This window comes from Sphaerospermopsis sp. FACHB-1094 (genome assembly GCF_014696195.1).
Classification (GTDB): domain Bacteria; phylum Cyanobacteriota; class Cyanobacteriia; order Cyanobacteriales; family Nostocaceae; genus Sphaerospermopsis; species Sphaerospermopsis kisseleviana.
The window spans coordinates 37,592-61,773 of record NZ_JACJPT010000021.1 but is presented as its reverse complement, the minus strand read 5'-3'; the positions used below and the strand labels follow the sequence as shown (position 1 = coordinate 61,773).

23 protein-coding genes and 1 CRISPR repeat array are annotated in these 24,182 nt (G+C 35.7%); of the genes, 9 read left to right on the top strand and 14 right to left on the bottom strand.

Going from position 1 to position 24,182, the window contains the following annotated elements:
* Positions 1-77 precede the first annotated feature (77 nt).
* The 14 genes from H6F47_RS09430 to H6F47_RS09365 form a co-directional block, all read right to left on the bottom strand.
* Entirely contained in the window at positions 78-683 is a 606-nt protein-coding gene (locus H6F47_RS09430; RefSeq protein WP_242027372.1) for a viperin family antiviral radical SAM protein, read from the bottom strand.
* Between the two features lie 36 nt (positions 684-719).
* Entirely contained in the window at positions 720-1,352 is a 633-nt protein-coding gene (locus H6F47_RS09425) for a deoxynucleoside kinase (protein WP_096572914.1), read from the bottom strand.
* A gap of 96 nt (positions 1,353-1,448) precedes the next feature.
* Positions 1,449-2,678 carry a UvrD-helicase domain-containing protein gene (locus H6F47_RS09420; RefSeq protein WP_190648836.1) on the bottom strand — a complete coding sequence of 410 codons (1,230 nt, stop codon included), beginning with the start codon at positions 2,676-2,678 and terminating at the stop codon, positions 1,449-1,451.
* A gap of 133 nt (positions 2,679-2,811) precedes the next feature.
* Positions 2,812-3,105 (bottom strand): hypothetical protein, encoded by a 294-nt coding sequence (locus H6F47_RS09415; RefSeq protein WP_096572916.1) that lies wholly within the window; start codon positions 3,103-3,105, stop codon positions 2,812-2,814.
* Positions 3,106-3,205: 100 nt separating this feature from the next.
* Positions 3,206-3,667: a hypothetical protein gene (locus H6F47_RS09410; RefSeq protein WP_096572917.1), complete on the bottom strand. Its 462-nt coding sequence runs from the start codon at positions 3,665-3,667 to the stop codon at positions 3,206-3,208.
* Positions 3,668-3,692: 25 nt separating this feature from the next.
* On the bottom strand, positions 3,693-4,295 hold the full coding sequence (locus tag H6F47_RS09405) for a hypothetical protein (protein ID WP_190648833.1): 603 nt from the start codon (positions 4,293-4,295) through the stop codon (positions 3,693-3,695).
* A gap of 36 nt (positions 4,296-4,331) precedes the next feature.
* Positions 4,332-5,255, bottom strand: coding sequence for a 5'-nucleotidase, lipoprotein e(P4) family (locus tag H6F47_RS09400; RefSeq protein ID WP_190648831.1), 924 nt, complete (start codon positions 5,253-5,255; stop codon positions 4,332-4,334).
* Between the two features lie 29 nt (positions 5,256-5,284).
* On the bottom strand, positions 5,285-7,009 hold the full coding sequence (locus tag H6F47_RS09395) for a PhnD/SsuA/transferrin family substrate-binding protein (RefSeq protein ID WP_190648828.1): 1,725 nt from the start codon (positions 7,007-7,009) through the stop codon (positions 5,285-5,287).
* Between the two features lie 26 nt (positions 7,010-7,035).
* A complete protein-coding gene (locus tag H6F47_RS09390) occupies positions 7,036-8,889 on the bottom strand; it encodes a nuclease-related domain-containing protein (RefSeq protein ID WP_190648825.1) in 1,854 nt (617 codons plus the stop codon).
* Between the two features lie 56 nt (positions 8,890-8,945).
* Positions 8,946-9,461, bottom strand: coding sequence for a hypothetical protein (locus tag H6F47_RS09385; protein WP_190648823.1), 516 nt, complete (start codon positions 9,459-9,461; stop codon positions 8,946-8,948).
* Between the two features lie 112 nt (positions 9,462-9,573).
* Complete coding sequence (locus tag H6F47_RS09380) at positions 9,574-10,404, bottom strand: hypothetical protein (RefSeq protein ID WP_190648820.1); 831 nt, start codon at positions 10,402-10,404, stop codon at positions 9,574-9,576.
* A gap of 18 nt (positions 10,405-10,422) precedes the next feature.
* Positions 10,423-10,635, bottom strand: a complete 213-nt coding sequence (locus H6F47_RS09375; RefSeq protein WP_199291114.1) for a hypothetical protein — start codon at positions 10,633-10,635, stop codon at positions 10,423-10,425.
* Positions 10,636-10,709: 74 nt separating this feature from the next.
* A CRISPR array of direct repeats spans positions 10,710-11,555; the repeat unit is 37 nt; unit sequence GTTTCAGTCCCCTTGCGGGGATTAGGTAATCAGAAAC.
* 287 nt (positions 11,556-11,842) lie between these two features.
* Entirely contained in the window at positions 11,843-12,418 is a 576-nt protein-coding gene (locus H6F47_RS09370; RefSeq protein ID WP_190648817.1) for an HD domain-containing protein, read from the bottom strand.
* Complete coding sequence (locus H6F47_RS09365; RefSeq protein WP_190648813.1) at positions 12,415-13,824, bottom strand: TIGR03985 family CRISPR-associated protein; 1,410 nt, start codon at positions 13,822-13,824, stop codon at positions 12,415-12,417. The genes H6F47_RS09370 and H6F47_RS09365 overlap by 4 nt, the downstream gene beginning before the upstream one ends.
* A 101-nt stretch (positions 13,825-13,925) precedes the next feature.
* On the opposite strand from H6F47_RS09365, the gene H6F47_RS09360 reads away from it, so the two are divergent.
* The 9 genes from H6F47_RS09360 (at position 13,926) to cmr6 (ending at position 24,103) form a co-directional block, all read left to right on the top strand.
* Positions 13,926-14,231, top strand: coding sequence for a CRISPR-associated protein Csx3 (locus H6F47_RS09360; protein ID WP_190648810.1), 306 nt, complete (start codon positions 13,926-13,928; stop codon positions 14,229-14,231).
* Positions 14,232-14,293: 62 nt separating this feature from the next.
* Complete coding sequence (locus H6F47_RS09355; RefSeq protein ID WP_190648807.1) at positions 14,294-15,220, top strand: CRISPR-associated protein Csx3; 927 nt, start codon at positions 14,294-14,296, stop codon at positions 15,218-15,220.
* 50 nt (positions 15,221-15,270) lie between these two features.
* Positions 15,271-16,479, top strand: coding sequence for a type III-B CRISPR module RAMP protein Cmr1 (cmr1, locus tag H6F47_RS09350; protein ID WP_190648804.1), 1,209 nt, complete (start codon positions 15,271-15,273; stop codon positions 16,477-16,479).
* Positions 16,476-19,478, top strand: coding sequence for a type III-B CRISPR-associated protein Cas10/Cmr2 (gene cas10 / locus H6F47_RS09345; protein ID WP_190648801.1), 3,003 nt, complete (start codon positions 16,476-16,478; stop codon positions 19,476-19,478). Before cmr1 ends, cas10 begins: the two co-directional genes overlap by 4 nt.
* A complete protein-coding gene (cmr3, locus tag H6F47_RS09340) occupies positions 19,478-20,689 on the top strand; it encodes a type III-B CRISPR module-associated protein Cmr3 (RefSeq protein WP_190648798.1) in 1,212 nt (403 codons plus the stop codon). The genes cas10 and cmr3 overlap by 1 nt, the downstream gene beginning before the upstream one ends.
* Positions 20,689-21,759: a putative CRISPR-associated protein gene (locus H6F47_RS09335; RefSeq protein ID WP_190648795.1), complete on the top strand. Its 1,071-nt coding sequence runs from the start codon at positions 20,689-20,691 to the stop codon at positions 21,757-21,759. Before cmr3 ends, H6F47_RS09335 begins: the two co-directional genes overlap by 1 nt.
* A gap of 25 nt (positions 21,760-21,784) precedes the next feature.
* Complete coding sequence (gene cmr4, locus H6F47_RS09330; protein ID WP_190648792.1) at positions 21,785-22,720, top strand: type III-B CRISPR module RAMP protein Cmr4; 936 nt, start codon at positions 21,785-21,787, stop codon at positions 22,718-22,720.
* Positions 22,721-22,754: 34 nt separating this feature from the next.
* The gene (gene cmr5, locus H6F47_RS09325; protein WP_190648789.1) at positions 22,755-23,270 is read left to right on the top strand and encodes a type III-B CRISPR module-associated protein Cmr5; all 516 of its coding nucleotides are present in this window, start codon (positions 22,755-22,757) and stop codon (positions 23,268-23,270) included.
* Positions 23,270-24,103 (top strand): type III-B CRISPR module RAMP protein Cmr6, encoded by an 834-nt coding sequence (gene cmr6, locus H6F47_RS09320; RefSeq protein ID WP_190648787.1) that lies wholly within the window; start codon positions 23,270-23,272, stop codon positions 24,101-24,103. Before cmr5 ends, cmr6 begins: the two co-directional genes overlap by 1 nt.
* The last annotated feature ends 79 nt before the right edge of the window (positions 24,104-24,182 follow it).

The window sequence follows — 24,182 nt, the reverse complement described above, 5'->3', positions numbered from 1 at the left end:
ATGATGGCATCTGTTCGCAATAAGATGCCATTTTATCAGCAGGGTTTGAGGGCTGTAATGCTTATCCAGCAACCTCTTTAGCTCCTTTGTCGCCCCCTCAACTGTTGTGGTGATATCAGCAATTCCTCAACGCTACCATCATTTTGACCTTGTACTGGTAATACTTGAAATATTTTCCATCGCTCTGGACTCACCCGCCTGACAAAAGTTGACATATTTTCTTGGTGGTTCAAGCGTGTAACTACTGTATTAAGTTTAATGCGGATACCATATTGATGTAATTTATCAAATAAAGCAATTGATTGTATTACATGATCACCATTCCCTCGTCCTAAATTCTTTTGGACTGCTTCTGAAGCAGAGTCTACCGATAATGCAACCCAATCAATTTTATCAGCGTGTTTTTCTAGTAATTGAGTCATTCGCGCACCATTACTCACAAGACTGGTTATAAATCCCAAACGATGCGATTCAGCTACAAGTTCACCAATGTTAGGGTGTAGTGTTGGTTCTCCCCCAGCAAAGTTAAGTTTTTCTGCTCCTGCTTCACGTAATAGAAAAAGAAGACGTTTAGCATCGTTTAAAGTTAAAGCTCCTTCGATATCGGGAAAGGTAGCAAAACAAAATCTGCAATGATAATTGCATGGTTTCCACAGATGAAAATTTACAGAAATTGGTTTCATGATAATTATTTTTGATACATTAAAATTTGAAATTAGCTAATTAACATCGAAATTTATAGACCTTATTACGGGTATACTTTCGCTAATTTTGTGTAGTTCATAGCACAAATTAGAATATGCTTGCTCAGGATTTGAATTAGTTGTATCAATTTGTATGATTGGTATATTGACTAATCCAAATATATGTTTATATGAGTCATCAAGATTATATTCAATAGAAACTTTATCCCCATACCATTGCATAGGGACTTTCTGACTTCGTTGGATAATACGTTGGTTAATTATTGACTGAGATGCTGTTACATAAACAATGACATCAGGTAGTAAAAATTTTTGTTCTGATTGCAGTATTTTTAGATAAAAAGACAAGTCTTGTTTCATTAACAGACTATGATAAGCAAGAGTAGAGAATACATATCTATCAGCTACAACTCCTAAATCATTCAATTTTAGTGTGTATTCACAACTACGTAAAATGTTGCACAAACTATAAAAATGGAATGTGCTAATTGGGGATTTAGTTGTTGCTATTTGCTCCCGTAAAGTAATCAATTCTGGTGGTATACTACTATAATAATGAAAGTTTTGTTGCTTTGCAAATAGTTGTGCTAGGGTAGTTTTACCCGCCCCGTCTAATCCTTCAAATGCCAAAAAAGGAAACTTTGTCATAGTTGAGCTTCTATTTAATTAATGAAAATCTTTTTACTTGGTTATTAGGGTTTTGTAAAAATGGAGTGGGTAATGCTGATAGCGATCGCCCATATTTTACTCTTGACTTTCCAATTGAGGAGGGGAGTTCAAAGCATTTTCCATCAAGTCAACAATGGAGTTTTTGGTATCGTATAACATTACTAAATGATCCCTTGCCCTCGTCATAGCCGTGTAAATCCCAGCTTTTTCTTGAAAATCAGCATCGGGGTCATGGGGAAACTCATTAGCCATATCTAAACCTGCAATAATAACAGCATCAAATTCAACACCTTTTAGGGCATTCCAAGAATCAACAATTACAAAAGGTCTATCTACAACATTCATGTCCCTCTCTCTAGAACCTCTGGGAGCATGATGCCGAATATTCAGTTTTAATAATTCTGCACTAATTAAATCTTTAAGTCGCCAATTCTGTGGATGTACTAAAACACCAATTGAAGATTGTTGATGACTTGATAACGCTAATTTAACCTGTTGGGCAACTATTAATGGTAATTCATAATTCGGAATTTGTAATAGTAACGGCTGAATATTTGAACTTCTGGATTTTTTTGTCTTGGGTTCAATAATATCTCCTATTCTGGCTTGCCCTTGTTCTTTTTTGGATACTTTCATATTAGCATCAAATAATGATGTCAGTATAAAATGCCAAGCAGATTCAAGAATTTCTGGGGAGTTTCTATAATTAACATCAAAAATTTGAGAACGACCTACAACATTAATTCCTAGTTTCCGCCAAGACCAATCTTGTTTTCTTCTATGTGGCTGACCATAAACAGATTGAGTGTTATCATAAACAAAAAAGAGAGAGTTAGTATCAGTATCTAATACTTGTAAAACAGCTTGAAACCACTCATCATAAAAGTCTTGGGCTTCATCTATTAAAATGGCTTGGTATTTCAAACGTGATTTTGTTGCTAATTCTATTACTTGTTTTCTTAAATTATCATCTTGATCAAAATTATAGTCATATTTTAGGTTATAATAAGCCCAAGTATGAAATGTCTTACAAGTGATTTTTTTACTAATGCCTTTTTCTCTAAGTTTTGAGGTAAGCCAACCATTCATAAAACGATTGTAGCTAAGAATCAAAATATCATCATAGTCATTAATAATTTTTTCAACTCTATTTCTTAAAACCAAAGACTTACCAGAACCTGCAATACCCCGAACAAGTCCATGTCCCTTTATGTTCATATTTTTGACTTTGGTTTGTTCATTGTCTAAATATTCTCGGAGTAATCTTTGATTAACGGTTTGTTGAAAATCTATCCATTGTCCCATGTTATTAATCCTAATATTCAAGGTAAGCTAATTACTATTCACCAAATAATCACTGACTTAAAAAGTCATATTTTTGTATTATACGAATTATTGGAAGACCCCAATTCCAAGTTTTCCTCTAAGAATCAACAAATCATACAAACCCCTCTTCCAGCAACTCAAAGCCCTGAGTAGTGATTTTGTGTCTTTGACCAGAACCGCCGACGACCCTACTCCAACTCTCGGTAATCAGAGTTTCTTGTTCCCACCAATAACTAAAACCGCCGTACATCCCTGGAATTGGAAACCAATGTTGTTCTTGATTCACGGTAAATTCTAATTTGGGGAGTTCCAAGTTCTGACTATCAATTAAATCCCTGGACCGTTGTCTCATTAGTTCATGAAAGTAATGTTCAATTTGTTGTAGGCTTTCTGGTGTCTGGTTCATAAGATAAATATGATGTTGATGATGTTGGGGCGATCGCTAACTTTCCCTCAATAATTTAGTAAGAGCGATCGCATAATATAATTTCCTCTAAGAACCTGAATTATCGTGGTTTAGGAGCGCCCAGAGCAGCGCGGATTTCTTTGTCTATTTGGGGTGTGGGATCATAGCCAACGTGCAGTACAGTTTCCCATTTCCAATATTGATAATTAGTGGGTTTGCACTGACTAAATATTTTTTTCATCAATTTTAAGTCCGATGCTGAAATAGGGAGTTTTGTGTCACTAAAACCAGACATTTCACCAATAATTTTACCATCTAATTTGACATCCAATGCTCCAACTAATTCACAGATATTGGTAGTTATCATATTAAAACAACCACCTGTACCGCATTGATTTAAGTTGGTGAAAAGCTCTTTGAGTTGACGTTTGACTTGTGCTACAGACTGTATGGAATCTACTAACTTTTGTCCTTGTGTTTGTTGTGCTAATCCTTGATTATGCCAACTCAATGATAATACTGTAATAACTGCTAATGTTGTGGTTCTGAAAATGGGTTTCATGGGGTTTCCTCAATAATATTTAAAATTAATCAATAGGTTCTTGAGTGCAAGTAAGATAATTAGAATTTACCCAACCTTGCAACCCCTCAACTTTTTTATTCGGTCCTTTAAACACAGTTACATAAGCCCAAATCCCCTCTTGTTTGTGTAGTAAAACATGATTGCCATTATCTAAACCAGCCCTAGATTTACCGTTGGGTTTAAACCGCAGTGCCAACTGTCCAGTTTTAATATTGACCACATCACACCAGGTAGCCCATTTCAAATCAACTTTAGGTAGGTTTTCTGCAATTGCTACCATTTTTTCACGTAATATTTGTTTATTGTTGTGAACAATGGTTAGGTACATCCCCTCGTTAGAATTTTCCTTCCAGGAAACCGAGTAATAATAATCTCCGTTTACCCATGTAGTACCCCGATAACCCTGATCACGCCATCCTGTACCGTCTTCTAATCTGATGCACTGGCCTTTATCATCACAGCCAACATAGACTCTGGTGGTTTCAGTGTCGAATATGTTAATCGTAAATTTCCCGGCACGGTATGTATCGGCTTTGGCTTGTAAGTTGGTGCTGACAATACAAGCGGTGGTTATCGCTGCGGTTAAGAGTAATCGTTTTAGGTTCATGGGTTTCCTTTAAGAATTTGGTGAGAGCATAATTGATTACTGAGCCACCCAGCGAGTTAAAGATTCCCGGCGTTGTTGGTTTCTTTGGGCTGGTGTCAGATCAAAAGCACTTTGTTTATTAAATGCTTTGGGGTTATACATTCCTGTTTCCCAGTTGCCATACATAGGATTAGGCATAGCAATATAAGCGGGTTGAATTTTCCCTGTTTTGGTAATATTCAACATACCGTAAGCATGACGATACTTATCTGTAAAATCACGTCGTTCTTGATTAGTCTTGCCTATGGTTTCATCAAAGTCATTGAGGTTATCCCCAATCAAGGCAACTACTGTATATTTGGTTTTATCTGCACTGCCATTTTTTACAGCGTCTACTCGCCATTGTTTAGAATTATCTTCCTTACCATTAATAATTTTGCTAAACTCTCCTTTGAGTAATACTGTATTTTCATTAACTCCAGTAAACCCAACTGCTTTTAAATTATTGATAGTAGATATTTCTAAATCATTGATTTTAGAAGTCTTGACACTCTTGGCATTACGATTAGAAACGAAGAATACTTTACCCCCATTTTTATTAACATAATTCACAAATTCAACTGCTCCTGGTACAGCCTTAGCTTTTTCTGCTTTAATCCATTGATTCCAAGTGGACAATTCAAAACCCTGATTACTATCTAATAACCCTGCTTGATAGGGGCTATTATCAAGAACTGTTTCATCAATATCAACGATAATGGCAGGGCGGGCTATCTTTTTAGATTTGGCTATATCAAAGTTAAATTTAGCTATATTGAATGCCTGATAAGCTAAAGCTCTGTATTCTCCAGACTGTTGCACCCAGTTAACCGCTAACATCCCCTGTTGATTTAGTTGTTGTCCTGTAAATGCTGTATCTTGCTGTAATTGTGATACAAGTAATGCTGGCACTAATGCTGTAAGCGGAATGAGTTTAGACATTTTTGGTTCTCTAAATTGTGGTTTTTAACTTAGTTGCTTCTGGATGCTCTTTTTTGCGATCGCCAATCCCAAGGTGCTGTAAATTGTGAATCTCCCCAAATATTTAAACGCTGTTGTTTAGCTTCAGTTTCAGCCTGTTCTACAATGGAGGCACTAGCACAGTTTTTGATGTATTGACGATAAACCATTGCTAGTCCTTCTTTGACTAATATTTGTTGTACAAAAGTCCCATCTGGTAAACGTACCTCAGCAATCTTGCGACCGTAGCGGTCAGTGTCTACTATATTGAGGTTTACAGGATCACCAATTTTGATAATGGATTCTAAACGTTCCTTGGCTTTATTACCCCATAAAAACTGATTTTTGTCAGCAGGGTTATTAGTCTTATTATCAGCTTCAGATTTAGGCGTTTCTGCCGTGTCTATACAAGCAAATCTAACTCTGATTTCTTGATTTAATGTATCAGTAACAGCGATTGTATCACCATCATCAATTTGTTTAACTTGATAAGTGAGATTAGAAGATTTAGGAACATTATTAGATTGTTCATCTTTGAGTACAATAAATTGATTAGGCGCGGTAATTGTTAATTGATTTATTCCTCCTTTTTTTTTGGGGTTCACATTAATGATTTTGACACTTTTACCCTGTATAGCAATAGGGTTAGGAGCATCATGTATTTGATTGAAAATATTGTCAGGTATAATCACTTCATAAATTTTCTTGTCTTCTCCTAAAAGTTTAAAAGATTCAACTTCACTTTTTTTAGTCCAGCCGTTAATTTTACCTGAAATTTCGGTTTGAGTGGGACTGCTAGGTTTACCATCAGGACAATAAAAATTAACCGAACCTACGGAATTTTCTTTAGGAAATTTTGCACATTTTAAAACTTGCTCGGTTCTTTCAGAAATTTTAATTAACTGTGAATAATCAGCTTCTTCCCCAACACCATAATTAGCATCTTTCCTAATATTTGCTGGGGCGTTTAGTAATACTTTGGTAATTATCTGACGGTCAGATTCAGAAAGATTAGGAGACAAATAAACATTACCGCCAGGGATTTGTTTACTAAGGTGAATAATCCTTAAATCTTTGTCATCCTTAACAGCTATATATGCCGCAGCACCTATATCAGCTTTTCCAGTTTTTACTAATTCTCTGATTTTAGATGATTTATGACCCATATTTACTTTCAGGGTTTTACCATATAAATCATAAGATGCCATATAAAAACTAGATGCTGAGTTAAAATCGCCCATAGCAATAGTATGTGTTGGTTTTAAATCACTAATGGATTTAATAGGACTATTAGCTTTTGTGAATAAGGTAGCTTGGTAGTAGGGGGGACTATTGGGAAACATTCGGGCTGCAAAGGTATAACCATTATTTTTAGCAGCTATAGAAAGCATTGGTGATTGAGGAAAGGAAATATCCCACTCCTTGTTAATCATTCTTTGTCTGGCTTTTTCGTAAGGAAGTTTTTCATCACCATCAATAACTATTTGGACCTTATTACCAAATTGTTCCTTGAGATAATCAGCTAATCCTTGATAGTATTTTGGAGGGCTGAGAATACCAATAGTTATAGTGGTGGCTTGTAACCTTGGTTTTTTATCTTCCCCTGTAGTTGGTGAACTTGTGGGAGTTGGGGGTTTTCCTGGTGGCCATATCACGAATGTACAGCCAAATAAAGTTGAAAGTCCAACAAATAGTAAAAAGTTGATAAAATACTGATGATTGCGAGAATTAAACATGATAATGAGTTGGTAGTTTATTTGTTCTAATTTAATTGAGATTGATTTTCTAATTCCTGAATATCCATAGTAAAATTATCTAAAGTTGTGACTCTGTAAAATGCACTTATATTAGATTGAATACTATTATCAATACATGAACCTCTAGGAAACACAACAATACCATATATGGGTAATTTGCTGTTAATACCTAGTCCTTTATTTTTAATTAGAGAATCACAGTATGTTTTTATCTGTTGATAAGGGTTTTTACCCCAACAAGAAAAGATATGTATTCGTTGGCTTCCTCTTTCACAAATCCATCCAGAGTTTCTGACATTATCAAGAGGTTTGATTTTTCCTGTGTAAGATTTAGCTTCTATAATAACGCAGTATTTCTCTGTAACAAGAATAAAATCAGTAAACCTGCTTCCTTGTCTTCCAGTACCAACATCAAATTGTATTTCGATTCTGGCATTAGGAAAATTTTGTTCCAAACATTCTTTAATGTCAACTTCAAAGTTATTTAAAGGATGTTGACCAGTTTCTTCTATATAGCGTTCCATTTCTTCAGCTAAATCCTTAGATTTAGCCTTTACTTCTTCAGCACGTTGTTCTAATAGTTGTTCTCGTTCTTCATATTCTGATAGAGAAGTTTGTAGGCTTTCCAATTGTTTTTGAAGTTCTATCTCCCTGGAATTTTTATCATTTAACTGTTTTTCTAAAACTTTAATAGTTTCTTGATAGTTTTCCTCATTATTTTGTAGTTCTGCTAATTGTGATTCAGTATTATTTATTTGTTCTTGTAGTTCTTGTATCTGACTTTCTTTTTGTTCCTGTAAAACATCGGTTTCTAATTGTTTTCTTTGTAACTGTTGAGTTAATTTCTTTATATGTTGTTCATATTGTTTTTTCTTAGCTAAATTTTGTTCTGATTGTAATTTAGTTTGCTCTAATTCTGCTTGTAATTCTGCATCTGTATTATTGGGTAAATCTTTAATTGACTCCCTAAGTCTAAGAATTTCTTGTTTAAGTCTGTTATTCAAACTTCGTAAATTCTCAGCATCTCTCATTAATTCATTACGTTCATTATCCCTCTGTTTCTGTAATGATTGAAGTTCATTGATTCTCTGTGCTAATTGTGATTGTAAGATTTGGTTGTTACTCATTAAATCTTCTTCTATTTCGTCTCTTTTCTTTTTATCAACCCGTTTCTTATAAAGCATAAACTCCAAACCACTCCAAATAAGCAAAGTAGCCCCAAAACAAGCTACTAAACTTGTGGTGTAGGTTTGAATCCTACTGCTTCCAGAAAAAGGATTACTTATCAATGTCATCAAATCCTCTTGAAATGTTGGTCTAACACCCCGAACATAGTAAACCCTGCCTATAACGCGCCCTTGATTAGTAAAATCGGTAGCACTGCGTTCAGTAGCTCTGGAGTTACTATAAGTCCACTGTGCAAAAACAGGTGGAGGATCTAATAGAACATCGTAGGGATGATTTTGTAATTGCTGTGGATCTAGTGCTGCTTTCCAAGATGAGGATTTACCAGAATCTTTACCAGAATAAGCAATAATTTTCTGTCCACTAGCATCTGTGACAATTAACCCAAATAAACTATAATTACTATCTAATGTACGTTGTACTTCCTGGGGTTGTTTTTTGATTAAAGCGTAGGAAAGTTTAGTAGGTAATGTATGAGATAAAATATTAAAATCAACGGTTTGAACACGGAATATTGTTTGATTCCAATAACTGTTGTAACGGTCAAAAGTGACTGCACCACCAATACCAAAACTAATTAATCCTGTTGCCGTTAGTCTAGCTAATACTTTGACGATTGCGCCTTTACTTTTATTGACTATTTGATTTGTTTTGGTATTTTTGATCTTAGACATTTGATGCTCCTGAAAATATAAATTTAAGTTTTGTAGTTTGATATGCAATTACTATATTAGTAATTAGTCTCAGGATAAAGAATTTCGTGAATAATAACACCAACTATTATTAATCCAAAAAAATAAACTAAAGATAGACAAATAGTAGAAAATGTATTTCTATTACTGGGACATCTACCAAAATTTTTAAATTGATAATAGCGAGTAAAAACAAAACATTGTGCAGCACAAATATTAACTCCTATTGCAAAAATATAATCAAGAGCCGTTGCTGGTAAACAAGATACTACTAGATTAATAATACCAACACAAATTAGGTAATCTTTTTCTAATCTTGTCTGAACAAAAGCAAATATTCCTAGCCAGAATCCGTACCAAGAAAACATGAGGTTAAATTGTTTTTTGAGTTCTGGTGGCGCATTATCAAATTTAGAAGTTTTATTGGGAAAATAACATAATGTAGGCAACCAATCAAATAACGGTTTCACAGTTTCTATATAACCTTGTTCTATCATTTCATCTAATACCTCAAATCTTTTCTCCATTTGTGGACTTACATTTTCAATGCTCATGGTAGCTACTCCCTAATAAATTAATAATTGATGACTATGATTATTGCGATAACTTTGGCAAGTGCAGTGTTCTCTCGTTTTCCCTCAATCAAGAACTTGATGAAAGAGTATTTTAATAATTTTTCCACGTTTCTAGACGTTTTTTAATCTTTGCTGTTTCAGATGTAGGACGAAATGATTGCCCATTAAATAAAAATGTCAATTGGTAAAACTTTGGTTTTGGTAAACGGGGTTCGCACAGATTATCTTGTGATCTCTTAATATTCTTAGACTCTCTTGCTTCACTAACGTTGATAATTAAATCATTTTTTCCATCTTTATTGAAATCTTGAGCTAAAAAATCTCTTATTGTTACTTCATAATATGGAGGTGTACAAGATGCTTCGTTAGACAGCACTGTTAAAAGAGTAGATGTAACAATCTTGTTAGAAGTAAAAGTAACTACATCAAGCCAAGTATTTAAATAACCTTGTCCTATGTGAGAACCTTCACAAACTAGCTGATGACGACTATTACTAGCTTTAAATTTGAGACACTTTTCTGAACGTAATCCAGCTTTGTATTCCACTAAATACCATTGTTGATTATTTTTTCTAATTAAAGCACTACCTCCCGAATTATCTGCGCGTGGTTTGCATCCTTCAAGATCAATTAATGCTTCATTATTACTAGATTTAGTAAAATTGCCATATACAATAGAAGTTAATACCACACCTCCAAAAGAATCACTACCTGTAAAAGATGGACAAGTTTCACAAGCTTCTGGATTATATTTATTAATGTTATTTTTCCCACATATTCCTTGCATTATAGAAATTGCGTCTTTTTTGGATGGTTTGACACTATCTTTAGAGCTTTCCCTCGCAAAAGTTTCATTGAATTGAATTTGATTGGCTAATATTGTTGTTACTAGAAAAACAATAATTTGTTTCGAGATGTTCATAGATTTACCTAAATATATTTACGAATTAAAAGTGCCTAAAATAAGTTGAATAGCTTGTTGAATCGGTGTTACTGCCAATATCAACTGCTGTTCTTTAGTGGGGTCAGGAATCAACCTTTCACCATTGATAGTAGAAATCAGAGAATCACCGCACATTAACTTATAGTCAAGGTTTGGCAGGGGTTCTACATCCTCAATATCAGGAATATCCACCACCAGCGATAACCACATCCTTAACTTGGCAATTTCTATAGCCTCTGGTTTGATGTCTACACCATAGAGTAAGATTCCATCTGTACTTGAGAGTTTCAGTCCCCTTGCGGGGATTAGGTAATCAGAAACTACTGCACAAGGGTTTGAGGGGCTGTCACCAGCGTGTTTCAGTCCCCTTGCGGGGATTAGGTAATCAGAAACAAATGACGACACCGCGTGTGTTGCCAGCACGGATCTGTTTCAGTCCCCTTGCGGGGATTAGGTAATCAGAAACCAAAACATGGCTAGACAGTCAAAAATAAAACAGATGTACGTTTCAGTCCCCTTGCGGGGATTAGGTAATCAGAAACTTGAATTATCCCTCTCCCCAGAAGCTATTACGGCTCTGGAGTTTCAGTCCCCTTGCGGGGATTAGGTAATCAGAAACCTGTAGTACGGTGTTTTTTAATGTTTGGCATAACTGTTTCAGTCCCCTTGCGGGGATTAGGTAATCAGAAACCTTGTACCATTTTTAGTAGCATCCGCCCAGGTATAAAGTTTCAGTCCCCTTGCGGGGATTAGGTAATCAGAAACCCAAGTTCTTCAGCTTTTTGGCGTTCGTGAGACTCGTTTCAGTCCCCTTGCGGGGATTAGGTAATCAGAAACTCTTATGCAGATTAAGTCTGCATACTCCGTGGCAAGTTTCAGTCCCCTTGCGGGGATTAGGTAATCAGAAACCAAAAAGTGGGTGGTGGCTTTTGACCAAGCTTTAGGAAAGTTTCAGTCCCCTTGCGGGGATTAGGTAATCAGAAACGACACTCTACTGTCTTTAAACAGGCTGGCTATAGTAGTTTCAGTCCCCTTGCGGGGATTAGGTAATCAGAAACTATTCACAAGAACAGTCTGTTAAAGACAAGACTATGTTTCAGTCCCCTTGCGGGGATTAGGTAATCAGAAACCCCGGCGCTTTGAAACATAGTCTAGAACCGGAGTCTAGAGACGAATTTGGCAGACCTCTCAAAAAACCTCATTTCAGGCTTCGGGTGAACCGCCAACTGAAACTGATGAAACGCTAGAACTATTCAATTATCAAGGTTCTGTCGATTTGGCGGACCCCCTGGGGTTTTTGCCCCCGCTTCGGTTTGCCAAATTTATCCTTATTTAAGGGTAAAATTGGTTGCTTTACCTGTCAAGCTAAATTCGGTTAAGAATTATCAAGCTGAAATTTACAATTTCAAACAGATTATTACTCAAATAGTTCTTTGATCACTCGTTCTAATTCTTGTGTCATCACATCAGAACCAGTCTGTTGATAAACCTCCAGCAATGATTGGTAAAACCACAAAGTTTTCTCCTTACCACAACTAAAGTGATGCCAAATTATATCTCCCCTTTGTTGCCAATCTGCTAGTAAAGACCTAGCATTATGCAGTTTATCCGCTAAAGATACCAATCGCACTGAAGGAGAAGCACAACGCAGATGATCCAAATATCGCTGTTTACGTTCTTGCCAAGGTGGTTTAGGTGGTGTATCCCATTCTGTACAACCATCAATAATTGTAACAACTGTTTCACCAAAAAGCTGACGAATTTCCTCACGGGTAGATTTTCCACCCTGGTCTTCTATACTATCGTGCAGTAAAGCTGCGATCGCTTCTTCCTCTGTTCCTCCTGCTTCTAACACCAAAGCTGCAACACTTAATAAATGAGAAACATAAGGAACACCGCTAATTTTGCGGACTTGATCACCATGCAGACGGGTAGCATAAACTAAAGCTTCTGTGAATTTCTCAGTTAAAAGAGGTTGATTTTGTTGATTCATAAGTTAATTAAATCTTGATAAAAATGCATTTCTTTTGTAATATCAGCCGCAATACTTTGACGCAAATCCTGGGGCATAATTACTTCTAATTTTGGTCGCCATGCCCGTAATCTCATGATTACATTATTATCACCATGACGATAATTAACCTTGTAATAAGCATCATCAGGTGAACGAGACTCTAGAAGTTTGGTTAGGGTTTTTTGTTGTTCTTTTTCTGATATATGTTGACGAATCAAACTTTTAGCTTTTGCGTGAGAAATCAGTTCAAAAGTATCATGACGAAAAGTATCTTGAATATATCGGTCATGATAATCTCGCTCAAATCTTAACAACATAATTCGAGATGGTAAATAAAAATCAAAACCCCAAGATTTAGACATTTGCAGTTCAATTTCTTCGGGATTCGGTAAATCTCGTTGATGGTAACGTTGTTGTAATATAGAAGGAATTTGTGGATTTGTCCAATCAATTGCTGTAATATCTTGGATTCTATCTAAACGAAAATTATACCATTCAGTTTGGCGGTCAGGACTTTGACCAAAAGCACAAAGATATACTGCACGTTGAACATAATAAACACAGACAGGATAAACAAAACATTCCACATCTTGTCCTAATCTGGCACTATCGTAAATTAACTTGATAGGTGGAACAGGAGTTTGTTGCCATAGTTGTTTTAATTCATATTGCCAATTATCAACTTCATCAGTTGCAGTCACAACGTAATCAAGTTTCAAGAAAAAACGTTGCACACCTGCTATATTTTGAGAAAGATTGCGGGCAATATCGGCTAAATCTTCCTGATTGAGAAAATCTAAATCTGTACTATTGATTTTATGAGTAATGGGACGAGATGGTAATTTTTGGACATGGTAATATTTTTCCCCATTGTATTCTAACCAGCTTAATTCCGCTAACAGTGTTAAATCTGCTTGTAGGGAACGCCGAGTAATGGCAAATAAACGCTGCTGGAGTAATTTTTCTAAATCACCCACAGATTGAATAATGTTAATATTTTTGGTGGATGAAATTGGTGGTATATTTTCTGGTGGGGATGGAGAAATACCCAGATGAGAAATTAGCGATCGCTTCCATTCTGATTCAGAAATTCCGGTGTTTTCATTAAACAACCAAACCGCAGTAGTTTTAGCACAGTTACAGAGAGGATCATGGGGTTTAGGTATTGCTTCACCTTTGGGATGGGTGGCAGTAAAAAAAGCATCCCGCCAGTCTGCTAAGGTAAAACCATTTTTTAATGATAAACGTTCCTGGTCTTCTCCGTACAAAGAACGCAACCATACCCACAGACGGATAGAACGGGATAGGTTTTGTTTGAGAGAACCCCGCGCTAACCATTGCAACAGTTCTACTTGGGGAATATCAGAAAAAATTTGCTCAGACACTACTTATTCAAGGTTTTCGGTATTAATCCAGCATAAACCAATCTGGAATAGGCTGCTTCCAATGCCATGTATGATGTGATAGTTGCTCACTAAGCAAGGCAATGATTACTTACAACATTGAGTTCAAAGACGATATTTTGCGGTTAAGTTTTGGTGAACCTGCCCAAAATGACCAGATTGTGAAAGATGCTGCTGCAAAATTAGAGCAAATGGCACAGTCACAAGAACTTACTGGAGGACAACTGCTAAGGATTAATGGACCCGTTTCTATTCCTGTTGCTTTTGTGTTGGCTCATAAATTAGCTCATATTTATGGAGCAATTGGTTTTTTTGATCCAAAACTGGGTAAATACGTGATTTGCATCACACACAACCCGGCATATAAACTGGGAGACTTAATTGATTGAAGTATTAGTTGAGAAAATTACTTGAGTCTTATCTTAATTATTTTATAATCCAGTGCCATTTAATGAGTATTTACCATATCAGTTTAGACGGTGATGTTTTAAAGGTCGGATTTGGCAGTACCCTGACCACAGGTGATGAAGTTGTCCGTGATGCAGCTACCAGATTGAATCAAATGATTGTTTCTGGTGAATTACCGGGCGGTTCGTTGATTAAAATCAACGGTCGGACATCGGTACTGGTTAGTCAGGTTTTAGCTGATAAATTATCTACGTTGTATGATGCGATCGCTCTGTTTGACCCCAAGATTGGCGACAAGGGGCTGGATAGGTACGTAGTCACCATTAGTAAACACCCTGATTATCAAGTCGGGGATATTTTGGATGTGGTACGTCCACAAAGGTCAACTATCAAATTGGTGATTTGCGGGTTTGCCAATACAGGAAAGACTTGCTTTCGGGAAGGTCTAAAACAAGCATTGTTACAAATTCCCAATGCACCAGAATCCTATGTATTTTCTGGGTGTCCAGATGGGGATGGTTCATGGTTTGGGGAAACCGCACGACGGGACGCAGATTTAGCCAATAGGTTAAAAGCAGAATATAAAGCTGGGTTTACACCAGAATTTGCAAAACGCAAAGCACAGGAAGTCAGGGGGATAAATACACCAATATTTGTGTTTGATGTGGGGGGTAAAATTTCTAATGCTAACCGGTTGATTATGAAGGAAGCGACTCATGCAGTGATTTTGGTGAAGGATGAAACTGAGATTGCACCTTGGCAAGAGTTATGTGATGAGTTGGGTTTGTCGGTGGTGGCCATTGTTCATAGTGATTATGAGGGTGTGGAAGATGTGATTTCCCAGGAAATGCCGATTCTTAGAGGAACTGTGCATCGCTTAAAACGTGGGGAGGATGTTTCTGTGCGTCCGATGATTCGGGCTTTGGCTGGGGTTTTGGTGGGGTTGGGGAAAGGGGGCGATCGCAACTAAATACTAAATTCAGTAAATCTTTTATGTCCAATTAGTAAAAACTGAAATATATGCCTTCCATAACGTTTGATTTAGAAACAGTTACACCTCTATTTTTATCAGGTGCTAATCAACAAGAAGCGGAATTGCGTCCTCCTGCTTTTAGAGGTGCATTGCGGTATTGGTTTCGTGCGATCGCAGCTAGTATTACCACTTTTGATCAAGTTAAAAATTGGGAAAATAAGATTTTTGGTAGTACAGATGCAGGTGGCTCAGTTATTATTCGAGTCCAGGCAGAAAAACCAACAAGTATAAAATCTCTTGAAAAATATAATGCTTCTCCTAGTAATAATCCTTGGTCTGGGTTTGAATATCTTTTCTTTTCTATTTATACCAGTGGTTCTAAAAAAGCTAGAGCATATATTCCTCCTGAACAAAAGTTTAGAGTAATTTTGCAAGTTCGTCCATTGGTTGCAGACAACTTAAAGTGTCTAAAATTAGCTGCTGGTGCAATGTGGTGTCTAATCAACCTTGGTGGAATTGGTTCTAGAAGTAATCGTGGTGGAGGTAGTCTTAAAATTAATAATTCTGAGTGTCAAGGTGTTGATATTGACTCAATAGAATTTATTTTAAATTCAATGACCTTATCTGATGTAATTACTGAAATTGGAAGTCAGCTACAAATAGTTAAGAATCTATTTCAGAGTATTTTGAATCCCGTATCTACTATATCTATAGTTACTACTGAATTTGATGTAATTTCTTCTACTACATCTAGTTTGTATCTTTGGCATTCAGGAAAATCAAATATTGATAGTGATTATGATAAATTGCTGAATGAATTTGGAAAAATATATAAAAATTTTCGTAGTCGTTATAAAATTTCTACTGGAGATGACTATATACAAGTAAAAGAATGGATAAAAACTAAAGGTCAATCTAATGTTAATACTGTTAAACGTGCTGCCTTTGGGCTACCTATCCAGTTTTCTTTTACATCTTTATCAAAACCACATAATACAGCATTGTTAGAAGCAAGCCAGGATATTAAGAGAATTGCCTCTCCTTTCCATATCAAAGTTATAGCTCTAGTAAATGGACAATTCGCTATTCTATTGATTCATTTTAAGACTCAACTATTACCTGCTACAACTAATTGCAAGTTAATTCTGAAAAATAAATCATTTAAAGGATTAGTTAGGATTTCAGCACCTAACCAAGACATTATTGAAGAATTTATTAATACATTAGACAATTTACCAAGAGTAACTTTACCATGAATGATTCAAATTTTTGGCTTCTAAAAATCAATGCTCTCCTACATGATCCACCACATAAGTCATTCAATATCCAAGGTCATGAAGGAATAGCACGGGCTTTAGCACAATGTTTAAATCTAAGTTTAATTAAAAATGATTTCACACAAGCTGATCGGATTGCTTCAGCATCAGACAGGTTGAATTTTCCTAGCTATAGAAGTATTGGCGGGGTAGATTTTACGAATAAACCATACTTAACACATCCTTTATCGGGTGGTGAAGGTCTAGATTTAGTGGTGGAAAGTTTTTTATCGACACAAATTAATTATGAAAGTTTACAACAAGCTATCAAACAATCTCTAACTTCTATCAAACCAGAAATTAAACAAGACCCTCAAAAATTATTTCTCTGGCTATGGCGCAATTGGTCAAGCCAAATTCAACAAACAGAAGGTAATCAACTAGGGGCTTTATGGGATTTGCTTCCTGCTGATACCCGTATTCCTGATCATTCAATTTGGGCGCACCAAGCCTTAACAAGTGCGATCGCTGCTACCAACTCAAACCCAGCTTTTTTGCTATTCACTATCAGTCCCGTTCAAGCTTTTATCAGTGCAGCCCGTCGCACTCAAGACCTTTGGGCAGGAAGTTACTTACTTTCTTACCTTAATTGGGCAGCAATAGAATTGATTGCTGAGGAAATTGGTCCCGATGCAGTGATATTTCCCAACTTGATCGAACAGCCATTATGCGATCGCTGGTTATATAACCAAGGTATTATTTCACAACGACCAACACTAGAAGATTTAATCTTACCTAGCTTACCAAATAGATTTTTAGCCATTGTCCCTTATGAACAAGGGGAATATTTAGCAAAAAAAGCTGCTGACAGAATGCGATCGCAATGGCGCGAAATTACTCAACAAGTTCGTGCGGATATTGAAAGTCTATTTAGTAAGCCTCCAGCTTGGAACAAAACATGGGAACGACAAACAGAAAACTTATTTGAAACCTACTGGCAAGTTTATCCTTGGAAAATTAAAAATCAAAATTTAAATCGAAGCAACCCACTATTTTTTGTCTCTCCTCATGAACCATATTTAGGACATAAAAAAGCTGAGAAGATTAAAAAAATTCTTGAAGTTTATGCTAAACCTAGCTTTAAGGGAGGAGGAGAAAACCCATTGAATATAGGTGCTATTTATAGTAGTCTTTATTTCATTACAGAAAAAGCCTTGGGTAGCCGTAAAGGGTTACGTAACTTTAAACAAGTTGATGAGACAGGCGAGAAATCTACACTAAGTGGAGAAAGGGCTGCTGTTTATGATGGAGTTGATGAACTGCAAAATAATCAAGCTGCTAATTTCGACCATACCACCAGAAAACAAATTCGTGTATTTTGGCATAATCTAGCTAAAAAACTCCAATCTAGAGGACGTTATGAAATTCAAGAAGAAGGTAAAGAACGTTTAGATACTGTGGAATTAACTAAACGTTGTGCTTGGCGTTCTTACTTTGAGCAAGAACTTAGAGACAATTCTGATGAGCAAGAACAAAAATTACCTTTTCCTTCTACTTACAGCGTAGCTGGTGCCAGTTTTAAGAACGATATTTTAACTCAAGTAGTTAAACCTGAGTCTCAATCATTACGAAAATCTCTAGAGCAGTGGATCAATTCAGTTTATCCTATTGCTGAAGGTAACTTAGTTGCTAAAAATGTCATTCCTCTTCTAGCGACTAAAGTTAATCAATCAGATCAATTACTCGATAAGTTTTTACGCCTTGATGGAAGATTATTATATGCAGAAACTTATCATCAAGATTCAACAGAATTTTCCGAAAATGTAGAAAGAAATAAAATTGACAGCGCACTTAAAAAATTACAATATTTCCTCAAGATAGCCCAGGAAGAATACAAAATCTCGAAACCCAGAAAATATTTTGCGGTTCTCATGATGGATGGTGATGAAATGGGTAAATGGCTTTCAGGTGATAAGATGCCTGAATATCAGGATGTTCTGCATCCTACAACGAAAGATGCCTTAAATTCTTTAGAACAACAAGACTGGAAAGATATTTTACAAAATCAACGCTTGATGAGTCCAGCTATTCACGGATTTATAAGTAAAGCATTAGGAGACTTTTCTCTAAAATTGGTACGACACATAATAGAAAAACTTCATCCTGGAAAACTTGTGTATGCAGGAGGTGATGATGTTTTAGCTTTACTACCATTAGATTCGGTTCTAGAAGTTGCCAGAGAATTACGAGCAGCATTTTCTGGAGAAATTTTTACTGGTGAACTTGGTACAGATAAGGAGTGTCAAGAATTTGAAGTTAAATTTAATGATCAAAAGGCTAAAAGTGGTTATATCTGGTTAGAACAGACTAAAGATGATAAAAATAGTAGGCAATTACTAGCCACAATGGGACATAAAGCAACAGCCAGTACAGGTATTGTAATTGCCCATTATAAAAATCCTTTGGATGTAACACTAACAGAAGTTCGTAACGCAGAAAAAACTGCCAAAAATCAGGAAGAACGCAATGCTTTTAGTCTCACATTTATGAAGCGTTCTGGTGAAATTATGAGTGCAGGTGCTAAATGGATTTATATAGATCCAGAAAAAACAATTGATACTGTTATATATCCAGAAAAAACCATTGATACGATTAAAGTTTTACTCGAATTTCAAAAGAAGTTTACACAAGATAATATTTCTAGTAAATTTCCTTACATTTTACGAGATATATCAGAAACTTTGTCATTACTAGAAAATAAAGACCTTTATGCAGCAGAAATTAGGCGGCTTTTGAATCGTCAGCAAGGTACTCAAAAGTTAAGCAAGACGGATGAAAAAACACTAGCAGATAATTTAGCTGAACTGATTATGCAAGCTAATAAAGAGAAGCAATCAAACAATGATGATAAAACTCAAACACAAGGAAAACTTAAAACCTTTGCAGATTTATTAATATTCACACGCTTCTTAGCAACTGGAGAAGGAGAAGAAGACTAATGCAAATTTTTATTGAACCCTCTGATGTATTGCTATTTCGTGATGGTCGTCCCTTTTCTGCTGGTGAAGGACACCGTGCTAGAAGTATTTTTCCTCCTACACCAAATACTATACAAGGTGTGATTCGCTCCAAAGTTTTAGCGGAAAGATGTGGACGGTATCAAGAATATCGAGATGGTTGTTTACACTGTCCAGAGAATAATAATTGTACAATTCCTGAAGAGATTGGTACACCTGCACACAATCATTATGGAAACCTGCAAATTAAGGGAACTTTACTTGCAAAGCACGAAAAATCAGATTTAACAGCATATTTCCCCGTTCCTACTGATATAGTCCAAGTGAAAAAGAAAAATGCTCCTGCTCCTGAATCTCAATTAAGATATTTAAGTCCTTTACGGGAAAAGATTCCAGGAATTAATGATTTAGCATACTCTTTGCATTCTTTATGGACTACAGAAAGTACACCTATTGAAGCAGTACAAGGTTTTTTGAATCAACAAAACTTAGTTAATTATTTGCTAGGTGAAAATCCTGGAAATGTTGTTTCCTTTGACAAGCTTTACGAACGAGAATCTCGTTTTGGTATTGAAGTTGATAACAATATTCAAGCAGTAAAAGAAGGTAAACTATATCAAACTGAATTTATTCGTTGTAAGGAAAATATTGGACTATATATTGAATTTGAGGGAATTAAGAATTTAAGTGCAAATCCAGATTCAGACATAGGTTTAATAGGAATTGGTGGTGAAAATAGAGTTGCTAGTTATACAAATACCATAGGAATTGATTGGCGTGATTTCAAAGATAAATTAATGACTCAGCTAAAAGGCTCTGATGGGTTCAAAATTTATTTAGCAACACCTACTATTTTTGATAGTGAACATCAACAAGGATGGCTACCTAAATGGATTAATCCTAATACCTTATCTGGTGAATATGAGGGAATAAAGCTCAAACTTGTTTCAGCAGCTATATCAGGCTACCAAACTATTGGAGGTTGGGATGTAGCTCATAACAAGCCTAAACCAACTCGTCGCGCAGTTATGGCTGGTTCTGTTTACTATTTTCAAACCGAAGCAACACCAGAAGAAATATTAAAAGCTTTTCATTGGCAAAACCTCGCAGATGAAAAATCAGAAGCTCAAATTGGCTATGGTTTGAGTTTAGTTGGAAGTTGGAATTATTGTAAATTTACTGATGATAAATAATGCGAACTATCATAACTACCACTGGTATATCGTTACTAAGCAATACTGCTCGTGACTTAAAAAAGAAAAATTCAGAAGTCACAGATACAGAATTACAGCAATACTTTATAAAAGTAGGAGCATCAGAGGCTTCAGCAGAAACCAATTCTTTACTAAAAATTGCAACATCAGATGATAAAGTCGTGTTGCTATACACTGCAACTCCTGAAGGTAAACTTTGCATGAAAGAAGTTCACCGCTATTTAAAAAACCAGGGGTGGTCAAAAATTATCCCTCGTGAACTGCCATTAGAAAAGAACGAATCTCAATTTGAGAGACATGGATTGCGTGAATTAGTTAATATTTTGGTTGAAGAAATAAATGCAGCCCAGTTAAGAAATGAAGAAGTTATTATTAATGCAACAGGAGGTTTTAAAGCTGAAATTTCTTATACAACTATGGTAGGAATGGTTTTTCAAGTACCAGTTAAATATATCTATCAAGATTTTCAACAGCCAATAACATTTCCAGCCTTACCCATTAGTTGGAATATTGACTTATTGCTTGAATATGACCACTTTTTTGAATGGATAGATGCAGAACCAAGACAAAAAATAGAAGTGGAACAAAGATTAAGAGCTATTCCTGATAAGGATAGTATTCAACAATTACTCTTGTCTCCTGATGCTGAAGATTATATCTACTTATCACCAGCAGGAGGAATACTTTGGCAACGAGTTAACCAACAAAGGAAATTAGCTGAAATTACTCCTGAAGCACCTGCTTCAGAAAATATTGAATCAGAAAAAATTAGTAGTTCACTTAAAGAAGTTAAACACCATTTTCCAGATGGAACTAAAGCATTTTCTGAGAAATTAGCAAAGATTCCCGCCGTTGAAGAAATTATCAGTGGTCATTTTGAAAATACTACTCTCAAGCGTGTGAAAAGGATTTTTGATGATGGTTCTATTCTTGTGCTTTGGGCAGATAATACCAAAGCAGTTAGAATCACAATCCGAACTACAGCTAGAGGACAAGCTCAAACTTTAAAAATTCGTGACACATATATCCAGCCTTTATTAGATTCTTAATTTTAATCAATCAGGAGAAAATTTAATGTTCAAACAATCAAAACTACTTTTCCTTTACACTGAAACACCCTTGCACGTTGGTAGCGGTAGCAGTTTAGGTATAGTTGACTTACCTATTCAAAGAGAAAAGCATACTAAATTACCGATGATTCAATCTTCTGGAATTAAAGGTAAATTGCGTAATGCCTTTGATATTAGCGAAAACGCTATTGATGAAGCAGAAAAAAAACGAATAAAAAATATAATTAAGGTGATTTTTGGTCCTGAAAACAATGGTAGCGAACACGCAGGAGCTTTATCACCTGGAGATGGACGTATTTTATTATTTCCTGTCCGGTCTTTAGCAGGTGTATTTGCTTGGGTTACTTGTCCATTGGTTATTAGTCGTTTTGTTCGAGATTTAAAATTAAGCGGTCAATCAAAAAATTGGAATTTTGAGCCTTCTGAAAGTGAAGCATTTGTACCAAGTAATAGTAAGTTACTAATTGATGATTCCATTGTTCTCGAAGAATTCACATTTGTTGCGAAAACTGATAATGCACAAGTGCAAGATTTAGCTAATTGGTTAGCCGATAATACTTTACCATCAGGCGATGAGTACGAATTTTGGAGAAATAAACTAAAGAAAGATTTGGCTGTAATCAGCGATGATGCTTTTAAGGACTTCTGCCAATTTAGTACAGATGTAGTTTCTCGTACTAAGTTAGATCCAATTAAAAAAACAGTAGAAACTGGTGCATTATGGACTGAAGAAAACCTTCCATCCGATTCTTTACTGTATACGCCTTTATTTGCTTGTGATCCTCGTGTGGGTGATCCGAAAAATGTTCCAATTGAAGCTATTGATGCAGGAGCAATTTTAAATCTTATTCAGAATAATTTGAGTAATGGACATAGCCGATTACAGCTAGGTGGTAACGAAACAGTAGGACGAGGAATTGTTGCTACTCGTATTTTGTAGTGAAATTTAAAGATCGAAAAAGGAGTAATGTTAAATGTCGGATGAAATTAAATACAACCCACCTATTCTGAAGCCAAAACCAACAGCTAAAACTGAGATAATTACCGCTCCACCTTCTACAATATCATCATCATCCTTCACGGCTGCTCCATCTACCAGTACAAAACCTAAAGAAATTGACCGTGATCGTGCTGCTCTTGCGTGGGATAAAATTTGTCAGGTTAAAAAAAATCCATCTGAGAATTTTCAAAAAAAGTATGGTAGTCTTGCTCGCAAAATGCCTACTTTAATCCAAGTTAATGGACTAGCACAAACATTAGCTTTTCTTAAAGCTAAAGCCAAAGAAAATGATCATCAAATTTTGATGTTCAAGAACCTATCAGAATGGATTTTAAATCGCTTTAATTTAGGTACTGGAGATTTATTAAGTGACCACATTTTAAAAATGGATAGCCAACGCTATCGTCTCATAACTAATGAATCACTTGCTTTTTTACAATGGCTGAAGAGATTTGCAGAAGCAGAACTAGGTACAGAGGAGAATAATTAATGAATTATCCATTACCACAGGATACTAAGCAGAATTTTATTAAACTTAATCAACAATGTAGCAATCTGAGTTTATGGCTAGATCGCTATATTATTTACAAAGATAATTGGCAATTTGAAGGTAAGGACAAAAATGAATTTTTAACAAAAATAGGAAAGAATTTTAGCTTTTCTAGTGATCTGATAAATTCTAACTATCAACGCTGGCAAAGAAGAATTAAATCTTATCAACATTATCAAGATTTTACTGCTTCTCCAGAATGGCGGATGATTGTAGGATTAGGACAAACCAGTATTCTAGAAACTAGCATTAGTTTAGATCGTGTTACTGGTATCCCTATTATTCCTGGTAGTGCATTAAAAGGTTTAGCTGCTTCCTATGCTTTACTTTGCATTTTAGAAAAAACAAACCGAATTGATGAAGTTGAGAAAGAATATCAAAAATATCTAAAAAAAGAAATTAATGAATTACCAGAAAATTATCTAGAATTTATCAGAATATTTGGTTATGAGGGTAACGCTGGTCAAGTAATTTTTTTAGATGCTGTACCAACCAAAGTAACGAAACTTGAACCAGATATTATGAATAATCACTATCCAGATTATTACAGTGATACAACTGGAAAAACTGCACCAACTCCATATCAAAATCCTAACCCTGTTTATTTTTTAACTTTAGTAAAAGGAAGTGAATTTGCGTTCGCTGTTGCAAGTCGTACTTTAGATAAAGATACCCCAAATTTAGTTAATATTGCCTGTAAGTGGTTAAAAAATGGTTTATCAGAGTTAGGAATTGGAGCTAAAACTGCTGCTGGATATGGGTATCTTGTCTGAAAATTTGCGATCGCACCCATACCTCCCCCTCCTCTCAGAAAACCCCTCTTCCAACCATGCGGTATGTTTAAGAACGAAA

Coding starts and splice junctions, on each gene's coding strand:
- H6F47_RS09380 (WP_190648820.1), bottom strand. CDS start 10,404: ATGAACATCTCGAAACAAATTATTGTTTTTCTAGTAACAACAATATTA.
- H6F47_RS09415 (WP_096572916.1), bottom strand. CDS start 3,105: ATGAACCAGACACCAGAAAGCCTACAACAAATTGAACATTACTTTCAT.
- cmr5 (WP_190648789.1), top strand. CDS start 22,755: ATGTCGGATGAAATTAAATACAACCCACCTATTCTGAAGCCAAAACCA.
- H6F47_RS09430 (WP_242027372.1), bottom strand. CDS start 683: ATGAAACCAATTTCTGTAAATTTTCATCTGTGGAAACCATGCAATTAT.
- H6F47_RS09355 (WP_190648807.1), top strand. CDS start 14,294: ATGAGTATTTACCATATCAGTTTAGACGGTGATGTTTTAAAGGTCGGA.
- H6F47_RS09370 (WP_190648817.1), bottom strand. CDS start 12,418: ATGAATCAACAAAATCAACCTCTTTTAACTGAGAAATTCACAGAAGCT.
- H6F47_RS09360 (WP_190648810.1), top strand. CDS start 13,926: ATGATTACTTACAACATTGAGTTCAAAGACGATATTTTGCGGTTAAGT.
- H6F47_RS09410 (WP_096572917.1), bottom strand. CDS start 3,667: ATGAAACCCATTTTCAGAACCACAACATTAGCAGTTATTACAGTATTA.
- H6F47_RS09405 (WP_190648833.1), bottom strand. CDS start 4,295: ATGAACCTAAAACGATTACTCTTAACCGCAGCGATAACCACCGCTTGT.
- cmr1 (WP_190648804.1), top strand. CDS start 15,271: ATGCCTTCCATAACGTTTGATTTAGAAACAGTTACACCTCTATTTTTA.
- H6F47_RS09390 (WP_190648825.1), bottom strand. CDS start 8,889: ATGTCTAAGATCAAAAATACCAAAACAAATCAAATAGTCAATAAAAGT.
- cas10 (WP_190648801.1), top strand. CDS start 16,476: ATGAATGATTCAAATTTTTGGCTTCTAAAAATCAATGCTCTCCTACAT.
- H6F47_RS09375 (WP_199291114.1), bottom strand. CDS start 10,635: ATGTGGTTATCGCTGGTGGTGGATATTCCTGATATTGAGGATGTAGAA.
- H6F47_RS09425 (WP_096572914.1), bottom strand. CDS start 1,352: ATGACAAAGTTTCCTTTTTTGGCATTTGAAGGATTAGACGGGGCGGGT.
- cmr6 (WP_190648787.1), top strand. CDS start 23,270: ATGAATTATCCATTACCACAGGATACTAAGCAGAATTTTATTAAACTT.
- H6F47_RS09395 (WP_190648828.1), bottom strand. CDS start 7,009: ATGTTTAATTCTCGCAATCATCAGTATTTTATCAACTTTTTACTATTT.
- cmr3 (WP_190648798.1), top strand. CDS start 19,478: ATGCAAATTTTTATTGAACCCTCTGATGTATTGCTATTTCGTGATGGT.
- H6F47_RS09385 (WP_190648823.1), bottom strand. CDS start 9,461: ATGAGCATTGAAAATGTAAGTCCACAAATGGAGAAAAGATTTGAGGTA.
- H6F47_RS09420 (WP_190648836.1), bottom strand. CDS start 2,678: ATGGGACAATGGATAGATTTTCAACAAACCGTTAATCAAAGATTACTC.
- H6F47_RS09400 (WP_190648831.1), bottom strand. CDS start 5,255: ATGTCTAAACTCATTCCGCTTACAGCATTAGTGCCAGCATTACTTGTA.
- cmr4 (WP_190648792.1), top strand. CDS start 21,785: ATGTTCAAACAATCAAAACTACTTTTCCTTTACACTGAAACACCCTTG.
- H6F47_RS09335 (WP_190648795.1), top strand. CDS start 20,689: ATGCGAACTATCATAACTACCACTGGTATATCGTTACTAAGCAATACT.